At 66.6% G+C, this 16,361-nt stretch carries 21 protein-coding genes and 1 tRNA gene; 10 read left to right on the plus strand and 12 right to left on the minus strand.

The annotated features are described in order from the left end of the window. Positions 1-182 precede the first annotated feature (182 nt). From ACRXBZ_RS23925 to ACRXBZ_RS23950, 6 genes are read right to left on the minus strand one after another with little or no spacing between them, the layout of a single operon-like run. Positions 183-818: an immunity protein CdiI family protein gene (locus ACRXBZ_RS23925; RefSeq protein WP_433880999.1), complete on the minus strand. Its 636-nt coding sequence runs from the start codon at positions 816-818 to the stop codon at positions 183-185. Then, complete coding sequence (locus ACRXBZ_RS23930) at positions 811-1,182, minus strand: immunity protein CdiI family protein (RefSeq protein ID WP_433881000.1); 372 nt, start codon at positions 1,180-1,182, stop codon at positions 811-813. The genes ACRXBZ_RS23925 and ACRXBZ_RS23930 overlap by 8 nt, the downstream gene beginning before the upstream one ends. A 2-nt stretch (positions 1,183-1,184) precedes the next feature. Then, positions 1,185-1,883 (minus strand): hypothetical protein, encoded by a 699-nt coding sequence (locus ACRXBZ_RS23935; RefSeq protein ID WP_433881001.1) that lies wholly within the window; start codon positions 1,881-1,883, stop codon positions 1,185-1,187. Between the two features lie 9 nt (positions 1,884-1,892). Then, positions 1,893-2,594 carry a WXG100 family type VII secretion target gene (locus ACRXBZ_RS23940; RefSeq protein ID WP_433881002.1) on the minus strand — a complete coding sequence of 234 codons (702 nt, stop codon included), beginning with the start codon at positions 2,592-2,594 and terminating at the stop codon, positions 1,893-1,895. Continuing rightward, complete coding sequence (locus ACRXBZ_RS23945) at positions 2,591-2,908, minus strand: type VII secretion target (protein ID WP_433881003.1); 318 nt, start codon at positions 2,906-2,908, stop codon at positions 2,591-2,593. Before ACRXBZ_RS23945 ends, ACRXBZ_RS23940 begins: the two co-directional genes overlap by 4 nt. 1 nt (position 2,909) lies before the next feature. Continuing rightward, complete coding sequence (locus ACRXBZ_RS23950) at positions 2,910-3,368, minus strand: YbaB/EbfC family nucleoid-associated protein (RefSeq protein ID WP_433881004.1); 459 nt, start codon at positions 3,366-3,368, stop codon at positions 2,910-2,912. Positions 3,369-3,497: 129 nt separating this feature from the next. On the opposite strand from ACRXBZ_RS23950, the gene tnpA reads away from it, so the two are divergent. Together tnpA and ACRXBZ_RS23960 are read left to right on the plus strand one after the other, a co-directional pair. After that, complete coding sequence (gene tnpA / locus ACRXBZ_RS23955) at positions 3,498-3,899, plus strand: IS200/IS605 family transposase (protein WP_433881005.1); 402 nt, start codon at positions 3,498-3,500, stop codon at positions 3,897-3,899. Beyond that, positions 3,896-5,023 carry an RNA-guided endonuclease InsQ/TnpB family protein gene (locus tag ACRXBZ_RS23960; protein WP_433881006.1) on the plus strand — a complete coding sequence of 376 codons (1,128 nt, stop codon included), beginning with the start codon at positions 3,896-3,898 and terminating at the stop codon, positions 5,021-5,023. The genes tnpA and ACRXBZ_RS23960 overlap by 4 nt, the downstream gene beginning before the upstream one ends. A 446-nt stretch (positions 5,024-5,469) precedes the next feature. Here the strand turns inward: ACRXBZ_RS23960 and ACRXBZ_RS23965 are convergent, their stop codons facing one another. From ACRXBZ_RS23965 to ACRXBZ_RS23975, 3 genes are read right to left on the minus strand one after another with little or no spacing between them, the layout of a single operon-like run. Beyond that, complete coding sequence (locus tag ACRXBZ_RS23965; RefSeq protein WP_168586544.1) at positions 5,470-5,709, minus strand: helix-turn-helix transcriptional regulator; 240 nt, start codon at positions 5,707-5,709, stop codon at positions 5,470-5,472. A 17-nt stretch (positions 5,710-5,726) separates the two neighbouring features. Continuing rightward, on the minus strand, positions 5,727-6,563 hold the full coding sequence (locus ACRXBZ_RS23970; RefSeq protein WP_168586545.1) for an ABC transporter permease: 837 nt from the start codon (positions 6,561-6,563) through the stop codon (positions 5,727-5,729). Beyond that, on the minus strand, positions 6,560-7,447 hold the full coding sequence (locus ACRXBZ_RS23975) for an ABC transporter ATP-binding protein (protein WP_433883951.1): 888 nt from the start codon (positions 7,445-7,447) through the stop codon (positions 6,560-6,562). Before ACRXBZ_RS23975 ends, ACRXBZ_RS23970 begins: the two co-directional genes overlap by 4 nt. 677 nt (positions 7,448-8,124) lie before the next feature. Between ACRXBZ_RS23975 and ACRXBZ_RS23980 the strand changes: the two genes are divergently transcribed. Then, the gene (locus ACRXBZ_RS23980) at positions 8,125-8,625 is read left to right on the plus strand and encodes a hypothetical protein (protein ID WP_433881007.1); all 501 of its coding nucleotides are present in this window, start codon (positions 8,125-8,127) and stop codon (positions 8,623-8,625) included. A 304-nt stretch (positions 8,626-8,929) separates the two neighbouring features. On the opposite strand, the gene ACRXBZ_RS23985 is transcribed toward ACRXBZ_RS23980, so the two are convergent. Then, complete coding sequence (locus tag ACRXBZ_RS23985; protein WP_433881008.1) at positions 8,930-10,399, minus strand: S10 family peptidase; 1,470 nt, start codon at positions 10,397-10,399, stop codon at positions 8,930-8,932. A gap of 124 nt (positions 10,400-10,523) precedes the next feature. Between ACRXBZ_RS23985 and ACRXBZ_RS23990 the strand changes: the two genes are divergently transcribed. The 4 genes from ACRXBZ_RS23990 (at position 10,524) to ACRXBZ_RS24005 (ending at position 12,070) form a co-directional block, all read left to right on the plus strand. Beyond that, positions 10,524-11,219: a uracil-DNA glycosylase gene (locus ACRXBZ_RS23990; RefSeq protein ID WP_433883952.1), complete on the plus strand. Its 696-nt coding sequence runs from the start codon at positions 10,524-10,526 to the stop codon at positions 11,217-11,219. Positions 11,220-11,336: 117 nt separating this feature from the next. Continuing rightward, positions 11,337-11,576 carry a type II toxin-antitoxin system RelE/ParE family toxin gene (locus ACRXBZ_RS23995; RefSeq protein WP_433881009.1) on the plus strand — a complete coding sequence of 80 codons (240 nt, stop codon included), beginning with the start codon at positions 11,337-11,339 and terminating at the stop codon, positions 11,574-11,576. Next, positions 11,569-11,868 (plus strand): HigA family addiction module antitoxin, encoded by a 300-nt coding sequence (locus ACRXBZ_RS24000; RefSeq protein ID WP_433881010.1) that lies wholly within the window; start codon positions 11,569-11,571, stop codon positions 11,866-11,868. The genes ACRXBZ_RS23995 and ACRXBZ_RS24000 overlap by 8 nt, the downstream gene beginning before the upstream one ends. Before the next feature lie 28 nt (positions 11,869-11,896). Then, on the plus strand, positions 11,897-12,070 hold the full coding sequence (locus ACRXBZ_RS24005) for a hypothetical protein (protein WP_433881011.1): 174 nt from the start codon (positions 11,897-11,899) through the stop codon (positions 12,068-12,070). Here ACRXBZ_RS24005 and ACRXBZ_RS24010 read toward each other — a convergent pair. Together ACRXBZ_RS24010 and ACRXBZ_RS24015 are read right to left on the minus strand one after the other, a co-directional pair. Continuing rightward, positions 12,067-12,489 (minus strand): type II toxin-antitoxin system VapC family toxin, encoded by a 423-nt coding sequence (locus tag ACRXBZ_RS24010; protein WP_433881012.1) that lies wholly within the window; start codon positions 12,487-12,489, stop codon positions 12,067-12,069. The genes ACRXBZ_RS24005 and ACRXBZ_RS24010 overlap by 4 nt on opposite strands. Then, positions 12,486-12,731, minus strand: coding sequence for a FitA-like ribbon-helix-helix domain-containing protein (locus ACRXBZ_RS24015; protein ID WP_433881013.1), 246 nt, complete (start codon positions 12,729-12,731; stop codon positions 12,486-12,488). Before ACRXBZ_RS24015 ends, ACRXBZ_RS24010 begins: the two co-directional genes overlap by 4 nt. 567 nt (positions 12,732-13,298) lie before the next feature. On the opposite strand from ACRXBZ_RS24015, the gene ACRXBZ_RS24020 reads away from it, so the two are divergent. The 3 genes from ACRXBZ_RS24020 to ACRXBZ_RS24030 all read left to right on the plus strand — a co-directional run bounded on the left by ACRXBZ_RS24020 (position 13,299) and on the right by ACRXBZ_RS24030 (position 16,241). Further along, the gene (locus tag ACRXBZ_RS24020) at positions 13,299-14,621 is read left to right on the plus strand and encodes an NAD(P)/FAD-dependent oxidoreductase (RefSeq protein WP_168586563.1); all 1,323 of its coding nucleotides are present in this window, start codon (positions 13,299-13,301) and stop codon (positions 14,619-14,621) included. A gap of 314 nt (positions 14,622-14,935) precedes the next feature. After that, the gene (locus tag ACRXBZ_RS24025; RefSeq protein WP_433881014.1) at positions 14,936-16,072 is read left to right on the plus strand and encodes an ATP-grasp domain-containing protein; all 1,137 of its coding nucleotides are present in this window, start codon (positions 14,936-14,938) and stop codon (positions 16,070-16,072) included. A gap of 95 nt (positions 16,073-16,167) precedes the next feature. Next, positions 16,168-16,241 (plus strand) — tRNA-Leu (locus ACRXBZ_RS24030). Positions 16,242-16,361: the final 120 nt, after the last annotated feature.

The raw sequence follows: 16,361 nt of genomic DNA on the forward strand, positions 1-16,361 counted from the left end.
GCCCTCGGGCGGCTTGGAGGTGCGCGGACCGGGCGCGCCCAGGAGGGGCGATTTCGCGCGAAATCGCCCCTCGGCACGCGTGGAAAGTGACGATTTCGCGCGAAATCGCCGCGACGCCCTCTGGAGGTGACGCGCCCGATCTGCCGACCAGTTGCTCGCTCAGCGGTGCCCGTCACACGTGCTCACATGGTGAGGATGCGGTCGCTGAAGTTCTCCGCGTACTCGACGACGAGCCCCGGCGGCAGCGCGGCGGCGAGGCGCTTGGCCAGGGTGAGCCCGGTGCGCCGGAAGTTCAGCGCGGCCTCCTCGGAAGGGAACGCCGAGTCGGGCGGGTAGTTCTGGTCGAGGATGCCCTGGTAGTCGTGGTCCCAACGGGCGATGTCCAGCAGCAGGTCGGCCGGGAGGTCGAGCACGTCCCGGATCTCGTCCGGCAGGTAGTTCGCGGCAACCGCTTCCCCGGGGCCGATGCCGGGCCCGTAGCGGACCCAGAACGGCCCGGCCCCCCATTCGGCGCCGAGCCGGACGCTGGTCGGACGGCTTCCCGCCGGAGGCCACTGCGAACCGTCCACGCGGGCCAGCGGCTCGGGATGTGCGGAGATCACATAACCGCTGGCGGCGATGCTGAGCGCGACGGGAATCCGCTTGCCGCCGAATTCGACGACGTAGGTCGGACGGTTGTGGCCGACGACCCGGGTCGCCTCGGTTCCGCTGGTCGCGACGTGCATCACCAGCTTGTTGATCAGGTCTCCGCTGACGCCGCACCGCGCGAAGTCCGCGCCGTGGCGGTTCCTGATCAAATCCGCGCCTGATTCAGTCATCTTCCCGTTCTCTGTCCGTCGCGCCGGCCTGGATGATTTCCTTGTAATAGCTTACCCGGACGGTCGGCCCGAGTTCGGTGGCCAGTTTTTCCGCCAGTCGCCTGCCGCGCTCTTCCCAGCGAACTTCCGCTTCTTCGCTAGGGAATTCCGCTGAAGCGGGGTCGGCCGGATCCCAGATCTGCTGGAATTCGTCATCCCACTCGTTCAGTTCGGCGACCAGTTCCACGGAAACGCCGAACTTCTCCGCCAGGTCTTCGGGTTCGGCGTTGTCCTCGAAGCGATCCGCGCTGGTGGTGACCCAGAGCGGCCCCGTTCGCCATTCCGCCGAGATACGCACCGAGAGCAGGGTTTCCGCTTGGTCCATCGCTAATATCCCCGGTGTTTCGGATCGGTCTCTGATTTGGGATCTTTCTGGGCGCCCTTGAACGGATCATCGGCGCCTCTCATGTTGGCACCGACGATGAATCCATTGCTGCCGACGCTCACCGCGACGTACTGCTTCTGGCCGTTGTGCTCGACCTCGTAAATCGGGCGGCCGGGTTCCTTTCCCTGGGTATACCCGGTGTACTCGCCTTCCGTGGCCGCTTTGTGAACGAAATCCGGCACTTCTTCCTTCGGGATCCCGGCTTGCTCGAACTGGCTCCCGTGCTCTTCGTAGATGTGCTCCAGTCCGGCCCCGCGCTTGCCGCCCTTGCCCTCTTCGAGGAAGACGATCTTCCCGTTGGGGTCCTTGCCGATCTCCACGACCCGGTCCGCGCTGATCTTGATCCCCTGCGCCTGGGCCTCCTCGATGAGGGCCTGCTTCTGCTGGGCCTTGGGATCGGTCTTCGTGGGATCGGAGGGATCCGTCGGGTTGGTGGATTGGTCGCCCTGATCGGCCCGGCCCTTGTCGGCGTATTCCTTGGTGGCCCTGATGGCGCTCTTGGCGCCCTTGCCGGCGTCGACGTTGCCGACCTTCGTCGGCTGGTTCTTCTTGCCGCTGTGGGTTCCGCCGGGGCCGTCCGGGGTCTTGGTGCTGTGCAGCCCGAACCAAACGGCGAGGGCGAGGAACGTGAGGAATCGCATCGCGCCCGCCTAATCGTTGAGGAGCTTGTTGAGGTTGGTCAGGCTGGTGATCAGAGCCGTGGTGTAGGTGAAGATGCGCGCGGCCCACTTGACCACCGCGGCGGCGATCTGCGCGGCGACCACCGGGATGGTGACCACGAAGATCGCCTCGACCGCCCACACGATCACCCTGGCCACCAGGTCTGCGATCAGGTCGCGAACGATTTCGCGGGTCTGCTCCACCAAACCGCCCGCGCCCTGGGTGGCTTCCGCCATCGCCGCGGAGATCGCGGCCAGCCCCCCGACGGCCTCCACGTTGTTGCCCATCAGGCGGCGGTAGGCGTCCGCGGCCCCGCCGTGCCAGCCGGACACGTCCGCCTCGACGCTCGCGCGCAGGTCCTCGGCCATGGAGCCGAGTTCCTGGGCCATGTTGTTCCACGTCGAGGCGTGCGACATGACCACGTCCGGCTTGCCGGTCAGCTCGTCCAGCATCTCGCGCAGCGGCTCGAAGTACTCCATGGCCCAGCCCAGGCCGTTGGACAGCAGTGCGCTGAACGGGTCCATCGCGCTCGCCGCGACCTCGATCGCCAGGCCCGTGCCGGCCAGCAGGTCGTCGACCCAGCCCTCGCTCTTGATCGCATCGACCAGGCCCTCGATGCTTTCGGCCAGCCCGGCGCCGGTCCACGCCTCGCGGGACGACTCGACGGGGGCGACCAGTGACTTGTCGGTCATGGCATGCCCTCGCCTGCGGAGCGGATCAGCTCGGCGTGGTCGCTGTCGAGGGATTCGTAGTAGTTGGCGGTGTCGCGCAGCGCCGCCGCGGCGAGCTCGAGGTTTTCCGCCACGTACGCGATCAGCTCGTCCTGGTCGGCGTGCCGTTCCTCCAGCAAGCCCGAAATCCACCCGCACAGCGGCCCGTACGCCTGGTCGTCCTGCGTGATGTGCGAGCTGGCGGATTTCACCGCGCCGAACCGCGCCTGGACCTCCGACACCTTGCTCGCGTGGGCGCGCAACTGCTCGGCGTCGACGCTGAATCCGTCGCCCATGTCACCACCGCCGCTCGTCGAGGTAGGAGTGCGTCTCGTAGTCCTGGTCGTCAACGCCGGGAGCGGCGGCGCTTTCCGGAGCCGGACCGCTCCGCAGGTGCTGCCCGACGCTGTCCGCGATCGCCCGCGCCGCCGGGGATTGGGTGCCCACCGTGTCCGCGATGATCTCCTGCGAGCGGTCGGCGAGCTTGTTCTTGGCCTCGCCGAGAGTCGCCATGATCGTGCGAGCGACAGCCTCCGGGCTCGTCCGCTGTATACGCTCGGTCAGCCGCAGGTCCACCAACGCGCCGGTCGAGTCGATCGTGACCTCGGTCAGCCCGTTCGGATCGCTCGCGGTGACCCGCACTTCCTGCAGCCGCTCGCTCATCGCTTGGGTGTCGGCGGCCAGCTTGTCGATCCGGTCCTTCCAAGCGGCCAAACGCTCGTGAGCGCTGTCCGGATCGAGGATGTTCCCCTCCATCAGTATTCGGCGAGGGGACCCGCTGCTTTAGCTGCGGGGTGAATCGCCGCTACGTTTCGCAGGTTTCGGGTCCTATTCGCCAGCCTCCTCTCGTTATACGTGTGTCGTTTGTATACTTTTGGTGTGTCTGTGGCCAGGAAGGTTCGGCGGTTTTCCGGTGGTGTGTACGACCTTGGGCTGCACGTGGTGTGGTGCCCGAAGTACCGCCGTCCGGTCCTTGGTGGTCGGGTCGCGGCACGACTGGAAGAACTGATCCGCGTGAAGGCTGAGGAACGGGGGTGGGAGATCGTGGCACTGGAAGTGATGCCGGACCACGTGCACCTGTTCGTCAGGCACGACCCGAAGTCGTCGGCGTCGTATGTAGCGAACCAGTTCAAAGGCTTCACATCCCGTGTGCTGCGGGAAGAGTTCCCGCATTTGCGGTCGCGTCTGCCCACGTTGTGGTCGTCGTCGTATTTCGCGGCGTCGGTGGGTGCGGTGAGCGCCGATACGGTACGTCGGTACATCGACACCCAGTGGGAGCGCATGTGAGACGCGCCTACAAGTTCTTGCTCCGGCCGACCAGCAAGCAACAACAAGCGTTGCGGGAAATGCTGGCCGATCATCGTGCGCTCTACAACGCCGCGTTGCAGGAACGCCGAGACGCCTACCGACATACCTCGCAGACCCGAATCCGCTACGGCGACCAGTCCAGCCAACTCAAAGCGATCCGCGCGTTCGACCCCGAACGTCAGGGGCGCTGGTCGTTCTCGTCGCAGCAGGCCACCCTGCGGCGCCCGGATAAAGCGTTCGCCGCGTTCTTCCGTCGCGTCAAAGCAGGCCAAGAACCCGGGTATCCCCGGTTCAAAGGTGCTGGCCGATTCGACAGTGTTGAGTTCCCCAAGGACGGTGACGGGTGCCGGTGGAACTCCACGCCGCATGACACCCAAACCCGTGTCCGCCTGCAAGGAATCGGGCATATCCGGGTACACCAGCACCGCCCAGTTCAGGGCCGCGTGAAAACGATCAGCGTCAAACGTGTGGGCGACCGGTGGTTCGTCGTGCTGTCCTGCGACGACGTACCAGCGCAACCGCTGCCCGCCACCGGCCGCATGGTTGGCATCGACATGGGGGTGGCGCACTTCGCCACCACCAGCGACGGGGAACACTTCCCGAACCCTCGTTACGCACGCGAAGCTGCTGATGAACTTGCCGAAGCGCAACGCGAACTGGACCACTTCCCCAAACGTGTTCGTGCCGCGAACCGTAGCAAGAAGCACCGTGCAGCCGCCCACAAGGTCGCTCGGCTGCACGGAAAGACCCGGCGTCAGCGGTTGGATCACCACCACAAGACAGCGCTCGTGCTGGTGCGTGCGCACGACGTGATAGCGGTGGAAGACCTCAACATCGCGGGCATGACCCGCGCACCCAAACCTCAACCCGACCCCGACCAGCCGGGCGCGTTCCTGCCGAATGGCTCTGCTGCCAAAGCCGGGTTGAACAAAAGCATCTTCGATACGGGTTGGGGGCAGTTCCTTCGTATCCTGGCGAACAAGGCTGAAAGCGCTGGTCGCCGCGTGATCGGAGTGGACGCCCGCAACACCTCCCGCACCTGCCCCGAATGCGGGCACGTCGCCAAGGAGAACCGCGTCAGCCAAGCCGACTTCGGGTGCTAACGCTGTGGTCACACAGCGAACGCGGACGTCGTCGGCTCGGTCAACATCCTTTCCAGGGCCGGGCCGGTCCTCTCCGATACTGCATAGCCAGCACCGGGGGAAACCCGCCACTTCAGTGGTAGGTGGAGTCACGTCCCTCCGATTCGCGTAACGGTACAGTGCCGAGATCGAATCTTAAGCAGCGCAGCGCCCATCTACTAGAGGAGAAACCGAAGAATCGGGCAAACCAACGATGTCGGCGCAAACGCGCTCGGTCGCGATGGCGTTACTGGGCGCTACGGTGCTCTTCGCGAGCCCGGCCGACCCGTCCTCGAACGGCACTTCTTTATCCATTTTGGACAGACGGCTGGATCGGCTGCCCCACGGCGGCGGCGGTTCTTTCAAGACGAAGGGCACCTTTGCCGGGCAAGTCGGCAAAAGGCGCCCTTCGGGCCTCGTCGGATCGGTCAGGCGGAGCGTTCGCCGCTGCCGATGCGGGGGAACGGGTGGATGGAGAACACCACCTCGACCGGGACCTCGAAGTGCTCCGCTATGCGCAGCGCCAGGTGCAGGCTTGGGCTGTACTCGCCGCGCTCCAGGTAGCCGATCGTCTGGTAGTGCACGCCGAGCGCCTCGGAGAGCTGCCGGCGGGAGATCCCGCGTTCGGCCCGCAGCATCGCGATGCGGTTGTAGATCGTCTCGCTCATGGTCCCCTCCGCCGGCGTCACCGCACGCGCTGCATGGCCTTCTCGCGCCGCGCGGCCACGCTCGACCCCGACTCGCGCCGCGCCATCCGGCGCAGCACCACCGGGGCCACCACCAGGCCGACTACGGCCCACAGTCCGAGCACCCCGACAGTCTCCAGGTGCCGCCAGGACTCGCCGATCTCGGCCGCCGCCATCCCGTCCGGCAGCAGCGCCGACCGCATGCCGAGCCCGAGCCAGTACATCGGGAAGACCTGCGCGATCCACTGCAACCACTCCGGGTACCCGGTGATCGGGTAGAAGATCCCGGAGATCGCGATCAGCCCCATCATCGGCAGCATGATCAGGCCCAGACTCCGCGGGTTGGCGAACAGCGAGCCGATGATCGCGCCGATCGGCATCGTCGCGACGAGCCCCAGCACCAGCACCCAAACCAGCGTCAGCCAGGTGTCAACACCGGTGGCCAGGCCGTCGAACAGCACCAGGCCGGGCACCAGCAGGATCACCAGGCTGACCAGCGACATGCACCCGATCAGCGTGATCTTGCCGATCAGGTAGCCGAACATCCCGTCCGGGGTGGCCTTGGCGCGCAGCAGGGTGCCGTCCTCGCGCTCGACCGTCAGCTGTTGCGCGATGGTGATCAGCCCGGAGAACCCGATGCCCATGCCGAGCGCGCCGGGCAGCGTCATCGCGCCCAGCGAGAAACCGGCCACTGTGGACCCGCGCTGGAACGACATCACGACCAGCAGGATCACGGTGGGGAACAGGTAGCCCCACAGGTCCTGCGGGGTGGTCAGGGTCTGGCGGAACTCGATCCAACCGCGCTGCAGGCCGGCGCGTGCGGCGTTGGCCTTCACCGGTTGACCTCCTCGGCGTTGAAGGGCAGCGCGGCGTCGTCGCCGTGCCCGGATTCGTGCGCGCGCACCATCGCCATGTAGGTGTCCTCCAGGGTGGCCCGGCGCACCTCCAGTTCGGTGATTTCGTCGCCGTGCTGCGCGAACAGGTCCCGGACGAACTGGGTGGCGTCGGCGGCCGCGTGCACGTAGCGCTGGCCGTCGCGGGTCCACTTGACCTCCGACTCGGCGGCCACCTGCCGGGACAGCTCGTCGGCGGAGCCGTCGGCGACGATCCGGCCGCCGGCCAGGATCAGGATGCGGTCGGCCAGCTTCTCCGCCTCGTCCAGGTCGTGCGTGGTCAGCAGGATGCCGGTGTTGTCGTCGGCGAGCCGGTGCACGAGGTCGTGAAACTCCCGGCGGGCCTGCGGGTCGAAGCCGACCGTGGGCTCGTCCAGGAACAGCAGTTCCGGGCGGCCGACGATGCCGATCGCGACGTCGAGCCGGCGGCGCTGACCGCCGGAGAGCTGCCCGGCCCGCTTGTTCGCGTGCTCGGTCAGGCCGACCGCCGCGATGAGTTCGTCGACGTCCCAGGGCCGGGTGATCTGCGCCGTGGAGTACGGCGAGTAGTAGGTCCCCAGGTGTGTCAGGAGCTCCCGGATGCGCCACTTGCTGTGGTCGCGCCATGACTGCAGCACGACGCCGAGCCGGGCCCGCCAGTTTTCGTCGCCGCGCGCCGGGTCGGTGCCGAGGACTTGGACATCACCGCCGGAGCGCATCCGGAAGCCTTCCAGGACCTCGATCGTCGTGGTCTTGCCCGCCCCGTTCGGCCCCAGCAGCGCCACCACCTCGCCCCGGCGCGTGGTGAAGTCGACGCCCTTGAGGACGTCGGTCGTGCCGTACCGCATCCGCAGGTCGCGGACGTCGAGCGCGGCGTCATCGTCGGGTAACCGCACCGGCGGCAGTGGTGCCGCCGATTCGTTCGCGACTGTCATAACCCCGTTGCCTTCCATAGCAAGGATAGGTCTACATGTAGCAGACATGCTACATGTAGAACAATCAAATGCATCGGACGGAGCGGAGGTTGTGCCCGGGTTTCGGACAATTGGGATGAATCTGAACGGGTGGTTGGGCGGGCTGGATTCGCCGCCGCCGCGGTCGGTGAATCCACGCGGTGTCGCCTCGGATGGAATTGTTTTCGTATTTTTCGGGTGATGTTCCGGGTTGGTCTCCAGATTTGTTTTTGACGCGCGAATTCAATTGATCTTGTGTAATTGATCGAATCTGGCTCGCCGCGCGTCGCGAAAAAGTGTGGAGTGTGCCTCGAAAAGCCTCTTGGATCGTGTTGAGCTGGGAAAATGTCGATCCTCGCGTCGTTCACCGATCCGTGGTTGCAATTTTCGAATGCGGTGTCACCGCATGAGGTGAGCCCTGTTGTTCCGAGTTGCCGACCTTTGTTCCGATGGCGATACGGTATTCCGTGCGAGGCTGACGGAGAAGTGTTGGAACCGGTTCGCCTCGTCCGAATTGGTCGGCGCGGAACTCGGCGCCGCAAGTCCCGGTTCTCTTGGAAGGAAGTGCTTTGATGCGTACTGCGAAGCGCGTGCTGACGGTTGCCGCTGTGAGCCTCCCGATGCTGCTCGGAGCGACGGCCGTGGCGATGGCCGACGGCCACCACGATGGCTCCCCGACGCAGGTGCAGAACCAGGACGAAGTCCAGGTGAGCAAGCCGACGAACACGAACGTTTCGCCCTCGACCGTGGTCCAGATCGGCGGTCACAAGCAGGTCGCGAACACCGGCTCGACTCAGACCAACAACGCCGACCAGGACCAGGACGGCGACTGGGACGGCAACGCCCAGGCGCAGCTGGTCAAGGACGACGGGTCCCCGACGCAGGTGCAGAACCAGAACGAGATCCAGGTGAGCAAGCCGACGAACACGAACGTTTCGCCCTCGACGGTCGTCCAGATCGGCGGCAAGGAGCAGATCGCCAACACCGGCTCGAACCAGACCAACAACGCCAACCAGACCCAGGCCGGGGACTGGGAGGACAACGCCCAGGCCCAGGTGGTCGGCAAGCACTGATTTCCGCGTCAGCTGGCCCCGCTCCCGTTCGCCAGGAGCGGGGCCTGCTGGTGGTTCCAGCCCACTGCGGCGTCGCGGGTTCAGGGCGAGACGGCCCTGCGGGCGGCCGCGATCAGCGTCTCGGCGGTGGCCCGGTCCAGCGGCTCGCCGGTGACCAGCCAGTGGTAGGCCAGCGGCCCGAATCGCAGGTCCCGGATGGTTTCCGCGGTGATTACTCGGTTCGCGAGTAAGTTCTGGCGATCCGGGATCTGACCAGCTGACCAGCTGATCAGATGTGCGCGAGGGCCGCTGTTCGGGAAATCCGCTACACGCGTTGTGCCACGAACTCCGCCAGGTCGGCGGACTGCTGGATCCGGGACTCCTCGTGGACGTACATCATGTGGCCCGCGGGGTAGTAGCGGACGTCGACGTTCTCCCGCAGCCGCTCCGGAATCGGCAGCTGCGCCAGCACGTGCTCGGCCGCGAAGTACGGGGTCGCGCCGTCGGTGTAGCCGCAGCCGACGTGGATCCGCAGGTGCTGGTTGGCCTGGAACGCCGCACCGAGCTTGTCCACGACGGACACGCTCGCGCCCTCGAACTCCTTGTAGGACCAGGGCTGCACCCGGCTGGACAGCGTCTCGTACGGCAGATCGCTGGCGTAGTCGAGGTCTTCGCGCAGGTAGTGGTTGATCGCCGCCGCGTAGGCGCCGCGGATGCCGGAGATGCTCGGGTCGTCGCTGAAGTGCTCCCCGGCGGCATCCGGCTCCCAGCCGGTGAACCGGCCGTCCATCCGGCCGACCGTCGCCCGCTGGTCGCGCAGCAGTTCGGTGAAAAACCGGATGTGCTCGATGCGCAGGTTGGCGCGGTCGACATATTCCTCGGACAGCCCGGACAACGCGGCGACCCGCCGAACGATGTCCTCGCGCTCGGACGAGCTCAACCGCGCGCCGCGAGCGAGCGCCCACGGGTAGTCCTCGGCGGCGAACTTCTCCGCCTCGTCCAGGACCTCGCGCAGCGGCCGGTCGCCGTGCTTGCCGTGGTAGTGCGCGATCGCCGCGTACGTCGGCAGGAACAGCGAGTACGGCAGGTCGTTACCTTCGGTGAACCGGATCGTGCCCATGTCCAGCACCGAGGAGATCAGCAGCAGGCCGTTCGGGTAGAGCCCGTGCCGCGACTGCAGGTGCTCGGCGAGCGCGGCGGCGCGCAGCGTGCCGTAGGACTCGCCGGCGAGGTACTTCGGCGACATCCAGCGGCCGTTGCGGGTGGTCCACAGCCGGATGACCTCGGCGATCGACTCGATGTCCCGCTGGTAGCCGTGGAAATCGCCCGGCGTGCCGCCCTCGACCGCTCGCGAGTACCCGGTGGACACCGGGTCGATGAACACCAGATCGCTGTGCCGCAGCAGGGTTTCCGGGTTGTCGACCAGTCCGTACGGCGGCGGCGCGAGATCTCCGGCGTCGCCGGAGACGACCCGGCGCGGGCCGAGCAGCCCGAGGTGCAGCCACACGCTGGAGGAGCCCGGGCCGCCGTTGAACGCGAACGTCACCGGTCTGGTGCCGGGTTCGGCGTCGGCCACGTAGGAGGTCAGGAACACCTCGGCCTTGGGCTTGTAGCCCTCGAACTTGCCGTCGGTGTGGACCTCTTCGCGCAACACGATCCGGCCGGTCGTCGCGGTGTAGGCCAGTTCCGCGCCGTCCGCGGTGATCGTGTGGTGGGTGCTGACCAGATCATCGACCGGTTCGGCCGGGGTGGTCGATTCCTTGACCTCGTCGGATTTCTCCTCGCTGGCTGCCATGCCGCCCACATTACGTGCCGTCGAACGGGTTTTCTGCCATTTTTGGGAGGTGCCCGACACGCCCTCCAGGCTGATCGCCGACCCGGTCGGCGACCCCGCCGCCGCAGCCCCGAACGCGAACCGGATCGCCGAACTCGACGAGCTGGTCACCCACTGCACCGCCTGCCCGCGGCTGGTCGAGTGGCGGGAAGAGGTGGCGCGGGTCAAGCGCGCGGCGTTCCGCGACGAGGAGTACTGGGGCCGGCCGGTGCCCGGCTTCGGCCCGCCCGACGCGGAGATCGCGATCGTCGGACTTGCCCCGGCGGCGCACGGCGGGAACCGGACGGGCCGGATCTTCACCGGCGACCGCTCCGGCGATGTGCTGTTCCAGGCGCTCTACGACGTCGGCCTGGCTTCGCAGCCGGCGGCCCGGCACATCGACGACGGTTTGACGTTGCGCCACACCAGGATCACGGCGCCGGTGCACTGCGCCCCGCCGGCCAACAAACCGACGCCGACCGAACGCGACACCTGCCGCCCGTGGCTGGTCCGCGAACTCGGCCTGCTGCGCCCGACGCTGCACGCGGTCGTGGTGCTGGGTGCGTTCGGCTGGCAAGCCCTGCTCCCGGTCCTGGCGGACGCGGCCTGGGAAGTCCCTACACCCCGACCGAAGTTCGGCCACAACGCCCACGTAGAGCTCCCGCCGGCGGACGGCGGGAACCCCCTCCACCTCCTCGGCTGCTACCACGTCAGCCAGCAGAACACCTTCACGGGAAAGCTGACCCCGGAGATGCTGCGGGAGGTGTTGGAACAGGCGAAGGAGCTGGCAGGACTTCGGTGAGGTCCGGCACCGCCAATAGCGTAACGGTTGCCGTTATTAACGTGCTACGTTAAGCTGATGCTGTGATCTTTCGCTGACAAGGAGGCCGAGCGTGTATGGCAACGACGCCGTTCGCGGGTGCTCGGCCCGGATGTCCAACGAGCGGCTCTGCGCAAGCTCGCCATCCTTGATGCGGCGGAGACCGTGGAGGACTTGCGTGTTCCTCCTGGCAACCGGCTGGAGAATCTGAATGGAGATCGAGCCGGGCAGTACAGCATTCGGATCAATCAGCAGTGGGCATCTGCTTCGAGTGGACGTCGGCTGGTCCCGAGGACGTTGAGATCGTGGACTACCACTGAAGGGAACGAGGATGTCTGACGAGTTCGTCATGTCGCCGGTTCACCCGGGGGAGGTCCTGGTTGAGGAGTACCTGGAGCCGCTAGGGGTAACCCAGCATCGGCTCGCCGTCGCGATCGGCGTCCCGCCTCGTCGCATCAACGAGATCGTGCATGGCAAGCGGGGAATCTCGGCTAACACCGCACTGCGGCTGGCGCGCTTTTTCGGGACGTCCGAGCGGTTTTGGCTCAACCTCCAGTCGCGTTACGACCTGGAGCGGGAGAAGGATGCGCTCGCAGACACGCTGGCTCGCATTCAGCCGCTTTCAGCCTGATGTGGCGCCAAGTCCCACGGCGTGACACATGATCACTGCCTCTGAAGTCCTTCCTAAGAACACCTTCACCGGAAAGCTGACCACCTTCACCGGCAAGCTGACCCCGACGATGCCGCGCCGCGTTCTGAAGCGCATGAAGGAGCTGGCGCGGGATCTGATAGCTGACCGATCTGGCTTCGGCGTGGAACGCTGTGCGACCTAACGGGCCTGCCAGGGATTCACGAGCTCGACTCCCGTTTCCTCGAAATCCTTGATGTTGCGGGTAGCCAGCGTTGCCCGACGTGCACGGCAGATCGCGGCGATCTGAGCGTCCGCGGCACTGATGGGGCGGCCGAGCTTGTCGCGTTCGCTGACCACGACGGCGTAATGGGTGGCGGCTAGTGCGTCGAATGGTTCGACCCGCCCGTGGAAGTCGTCGTTGAGCAGTGCATGAACCGCCGCCGTCAGCGCCGTCTTCCGGTGACCATCAGGAAGTCGGGATACCCCGTACAGCAGTTCGGCGGCCGTGATCGCTGTTGTCGCTACCTCGGTCGCGGGGAGCGAATCAAGCCACGCGAGCACGTCAGCTTCGGGCGTGTGGCGGATGAGTTCCGAAAGGACGTTGGTGTCGAGAACGATCACGAGTCGAAGTCCGCTGCACGAGGAGGTTCGGCACGAGTGGGGAGTTCGAGTTCGGGCTCGCCGAGTCCCGAGAACCTGGCGTGAATGCGACTGCCCAGGCCGCGGGCGGGCGGGGGTGGGGCTACCGAGGCTTGCAGGATTGCCCGGACCTCGGCTTCCATCGAGCGTCCGTGTTGTGCCGCCTGGACTCGGAGGCGCGCGTGGGTCTCGTCATCCAGACCACGGATCGTCAAAGTCGACATGACCCACACCTCCAAATGCTGTCGATGACAGCAATGCTAGCACGGCTAGCGCCTTGCTTTGCCGGGCAATGCTGGGCCGCGCTACGTGACGAATGGCGCCGTTCAGGCCCGGGCGGCTGAGGAACTGCGTTCGACCTCGCAGGCCGAAAGCTGCCCGGACCGGAGGGCTGCGCGAAGTCCGCGGACCTCGTCGTGCAGGAGTGCGGTGAACCGTGGCCGAATGCGGTGGTGAGCGAGCCACCCAGCGGACAGCCGCGTTATCGACTCCTGACCGGGCGCTTGCTCGATGGTCAGGTCGTCCAGCGCGACAACGGCGTTGATCTTCCGGAAGAAATCGCGCGGGCGTGGGCATTCAGGTTCAAGATTCGGTAGGGTGGCGGAAACCAGCCTCCATGACACCTCGGTGATGGCACTCTGACGTCATCCGCCGCCGCCCATTCCGGGCGCGTACGCAGCGCGTTTGTCCGTGCACAGCGCGTTGATCGTGATCGATGCCATCCGCGACTGGCGTCACATTAAGGGGGGTCGGCGCAGCGCGAATGCGGGCAGTGGTGCGACCATGAGCGCATGGCTGGTAAATCCGATCCCACGCGGATTCTCATCCTCGGCGGCGGTTACGTCGGCATGTACACGGCACTTCAGCTGCAGAAGAAGCTGGGTCGCCGCGAGGCCTCCGTGACGGTCGTCGATCCTCAGCCGCACATGACCTACCAGCCCTTCCTTCCGGAAGCGGCCGCGGGTTCGGTCGAACCCCGCCACGTGGTAGCGCCACTGCGACGAGTGTTGAAGCGGTGCAACGTGATCACCGCCGCTGTCACCGAGATCAAGCACGACGAGAAGGTCGTCACGGTCGAGAACCCGCAGACGGGTGCGGAGACCATCGCCTACGACGTGCTGGTCGTGGCCCTCGGCTCGGTCTCCCGGTTGCTGCCGATCCCCGGCCTCGCCGAGGAGGGCATCTCCCTCAAGACCGTTGGTGAGGCCACCTACCTGCGCAACCACGTGCTGGGCAAGATGGACGCCGCGGCCAACACCGGCGACCCCGAACTGCGCAACCGGCTGCTGACCTTCACCTTCGTCGGCGGCGGCTTCGCGGGCGTCGAGGCGCTGGCGGAGTTGGAGGACATGGCCCGCTACGCCACGCGCTACTACGACAACGTCAAGCCCGACGACATGTCCTGGGCGCTGGTCGAGGCCGCTGGCCGGGTGATGCCCGAGGTCAGCGAGAAGATGGGCGTCTACGTCGTCAAGGCCCTCGAAGAGCGCGGCATCAAGGTCTACCTGAACACCTTCCTGAAGTCCGTCGAGGGCGGCCACGCCGTGCTCTCGGACGGCACCGAGTTCGACACCGACACGCTGGTGTGGAACGCGGGCGTGAAGGCCAACCCGGTGCTGAAGAACAGCGATCTGCCGCTGGACGAGCGCGGCCGGGTCAAGGCAACCGCGCACCTGCAGGTCGAGGGTCTGCCCGGCGTGTGGGCGGCCGGTGACTGCGCCGCGGTCCCGGACCTGTCCAAGACCGAGGAGAACCCCGGCGCCACCTGCGCGCCGTCGGCGCAGCACGCGGTGCGGCAGGCCAACCAGCTGGCCAGGAACCTGCTGGCCTCGCTGCGCGGTAAGTCGACCAAGGAGTACTGCCACGCCTACGCTGGCTCGGTCGCCGGCATGGGGCTGTACAAGGGCGTCGCCGACGTCTACGGCTTCAAGGCCAAGGGCTTTATCGCTTGGTTCATGCACCGCTCCTACCACGTGAGCCGGATGCCCACGTTCAACCGCAAGCTGCGGATCATCATCGACTGGACGCTGGCGTTCCTGTTCAAGCGCGAGGTGGTGTCCATGGGTCAGATCCAGAACCCGAGGGCAGCCTTCGAGCGCGCCGCCGCGAGCTGACCGGCCGAGCGCCGGGCACTCGCAGCAACCAGGCCGCGTGCCGCACTAGGCACGCGGCCTTTTCGTCCCCAATGCATGCTCCGTGCGGGCTACATGGGGGCCGACTATCCTTGACAATCCGTAGTGGGAAATCGAAGACTGTGGCAAGGTCTTCACCTGAAAGGATGGTCAACGGGGGAAGGGGTGAATCCCTTGACGCTGAAAGAGCTAGCCGCCCTGCTGCGCAGCGGTGAGGTCGAAGAAGGACCGCTCGCTGACTTCGCGGTGGACTACCAGGAAGCATCTCGGGTCTTCCGGAAGAAGGACGACTGAGCATGGATGTGGCCGAGGGGCTGCCCTCAGGTCTCGGAAACCCATCCGGGGCGACCGACCAGCCGTCCCTTCGCCCAACCCCGATGTTGTTGCAGGGCCAGGACTACTTCTTCCGATCGCCCGACACCCCGCTGGACTTCCAGGAGCGGATGTTCCGGGCCGACCTGGTCGCCGACGAGCCGGGCGACCCGGTGCCGTGCGTGCTGGTGCTGGCCCGCGCCGCCGACATGGAGATGAACGAGCTGTCGCTGGCGTTGGCGGACCACGACATCCGCATCTTGCGCATCGACGCCGACCGCTGCCTCGACCTGCCCCTCACCATCTACACCGACACGCCGCTGATCGAGTTCCAGCGCTGGCTGCTGCGCCCGGTCCTGGTGTGGCGGCGGCACTTCGACATCACCGCCATCCCGGTCGATCCGGCCACGGTGCACGGCGCGTACGTCCGCGAGCAATGGCAAGCGGTGGCGAACTGGCTGGCCTGCCGCGACGACTGGGAGCAGGTGAACTCGGTGCGCTCCACCGAGCACCTCGACCGGCTGACGCAGCTGCAAGGCGCGTCGGCGGCCGGCCTGCGGGTGCCGCGGACCGCGGTGACCACCATGCCCGGGCGCAGCCGCCCGGGCGGCGGCCGGTGCATCGTCAAGACGGCCGGCCACCACCTGCTCGAACCCAAACCGGGTGCGCTGCGCGGCCTCTTCCCGCAGCCGTTGGACATCCGGCGCACGGGCGAAGCGCGCGAACCGGCACCGGTGCTCGTCCAGCAGTACCTGGACGCGGACCGGGAGCTGCGCGTGTTCGTCATCGGCGACCAGGCGATCGGCTTCCGGGTGCGGAAGCTCGACCCGGCGCAGCTGTGGGTCGACCCGGATTCGGTCGCGGTGGAGCGCGTCGAGGTGCCCGAGGACCTGCTCCAGCGACTGCTGGCGCTGTGTCGCCAGTGGCGGCTGGACGTCGCGGCCTTCGACTTACTCGGGGTCGGCGACGAGTGGGTGTTCCTCGAGGTGAACGTCAACTGCGACTGGCGCTGGTTCGAACACCGGGCCGACTGCGCGGACGTCTCGACCGCCGTACACGACTGGGTGCGAGGTCGCTTCGCGGACCTGTCGGCCGCGATGAGCGGGCGGGGGAGCTGGTGAAGGAGCCAACAGGACAACACGTTCGGCGGTTCCTGGGAACCGAGCGAGCCGCGGCTGCGTCGTAACTAGTGCGGCGCGCGTGCGCGCGGCCGAAGGCCCCCGTAGCCCAATTGGCAGAGGCAGACGACTTAAAATCGTCCAAGTGTCGGTTCGAACCCGACCGGGGGCACGTACAGCATCTACACAAGCCGCGCCTGCCGTCTGAACAGGCGTTTTTTGTGTAGTGATCATGGTTTCGTTGATCCTTTCTGCCGCGTGGGCGATCTGGGCTATGTCGTCGGCGCTGGGC

The organism is Saccharopolyspora hattusasensis, from assembly GCF_050972075.1.
In the GTDB taxonomy this organism is placed as follows: Bacteria; Actinomycetota; Actinomycetes; order Mycobacteriales; family Pseudonocardiaceae; genus Saccharopolyspora; species Saccharopolyspora hattusasensis.

Bases quoted from the DNA above. Each gene is read 5' to 3' on its own strand.
- ACRXBZ_RS24000 (WP_433881010.1), top strand. From the start codon at position 11,569: ATGTCTGACGAGTTCGTCATGTCGCCGGTTCACCCGGGGGAGGTCCTG.
- ACRXBZ_RS23985 (WP_433881008.1), bottom strand. From the start codon at position 10,399: ATGGCAGCCAGCGAGGAGAAATCCGACGAGGTCAAGGAATCGACCACC.
- ACRXBZ_RS24020 (WP_168586563.1), top strand. From the start codon at position 13,299: ATGGCTGGTAAATCCGATCCCACGCGGATTCTCATCCTCGGCGGCGGT.
- ACRXBZ_RS23950 (WP_433881004.1), bottom strand. From the start codon at position 3,368: ATGGAGGGGAACATCCTCGATCCGGACAGCGCTCACGAGCGTTTGGCC.
- ACRXBZ_RS23945 (WP_433881003.1), bottom strand. From the start codon at position 2,908: ATGGGCGACGGATTCAGCGTCGACGCCGAGCAGTTGCGCGCCCACGCG.
- ACRXBZ_RS24005 (WP_433881011.1), top strand. From the start codon at position 11,897: ATGATCACTGCCTCTGAAGTCCTTCCTAAGAACACCTTCACCGGAAAG.
- ACRXBZ_RS23975 (WP_433883951.1), bottom strand. From the start codon at position 7,447: ATGCGGTACGGCACGACCGACGTCCTCAAGGGCGTCGACTTCACCACG.
- ACRXBZ_RS23965 (WP_168586544.1), bottom strand. From the start codon at position 5,709: ATGAGCGAGACGATCTACAACCGCATCGCGATGCTGCGGGCCGAACGC.
- ACRXBZ_RS23925 (WP_433880999.1), bottom strand. From the start codon at position 818: ATGACTGAATCAGGCGCGGATTTGATCAGGAACCGCCACGGCGCGGAC.
- ACRXBZ_RS23930 (WP_433881000.1), bottom strand. From the start codon at position 1,182: ATGGACCAAGCGGAAACCCTGCTCTCGGTGCGTATCTCGGCGGAATGG.
- ACRXBZ_RS23935 (WP_433881001.1), bottom strand. From the start codon at position 1,883: ATGCGATTCCTCACGTTCCTCGCCCTCGCCGTTTGGTTCGGGCTGCAC.
- ACRXBZ_RS23940 (WP_433881002.1), bottom strand. From the start codon at position 2,594: ATGACCGACAAGTCACTGGTCGCCCCCGTCGAGTCGTCCCGCGAGGCG.
- ACRXBZ_RS23980 (WP_433881007.1), top strand. From the start codon at position 8,125: ATGCGTACTGCGAAGCGCGTGCTGACGGTTGCCGCTGTGAGCCTCCCG.
- ACRXBZ_RS24025 (WP_433881014.1), top strand. From the start codon at position 14,936: ATGGATGTGGCCGAGGGGCTGCCCTCAGGTCTCGGAAACCCATCCGGG.
- ACRXBZ_RS24015 (WP_433881013.1), bottom strand. From the start codon at position 12,731: ATGTCGACTTTGACGATCCGTGGTCTGGATGACGAGACCCACGCGCGC.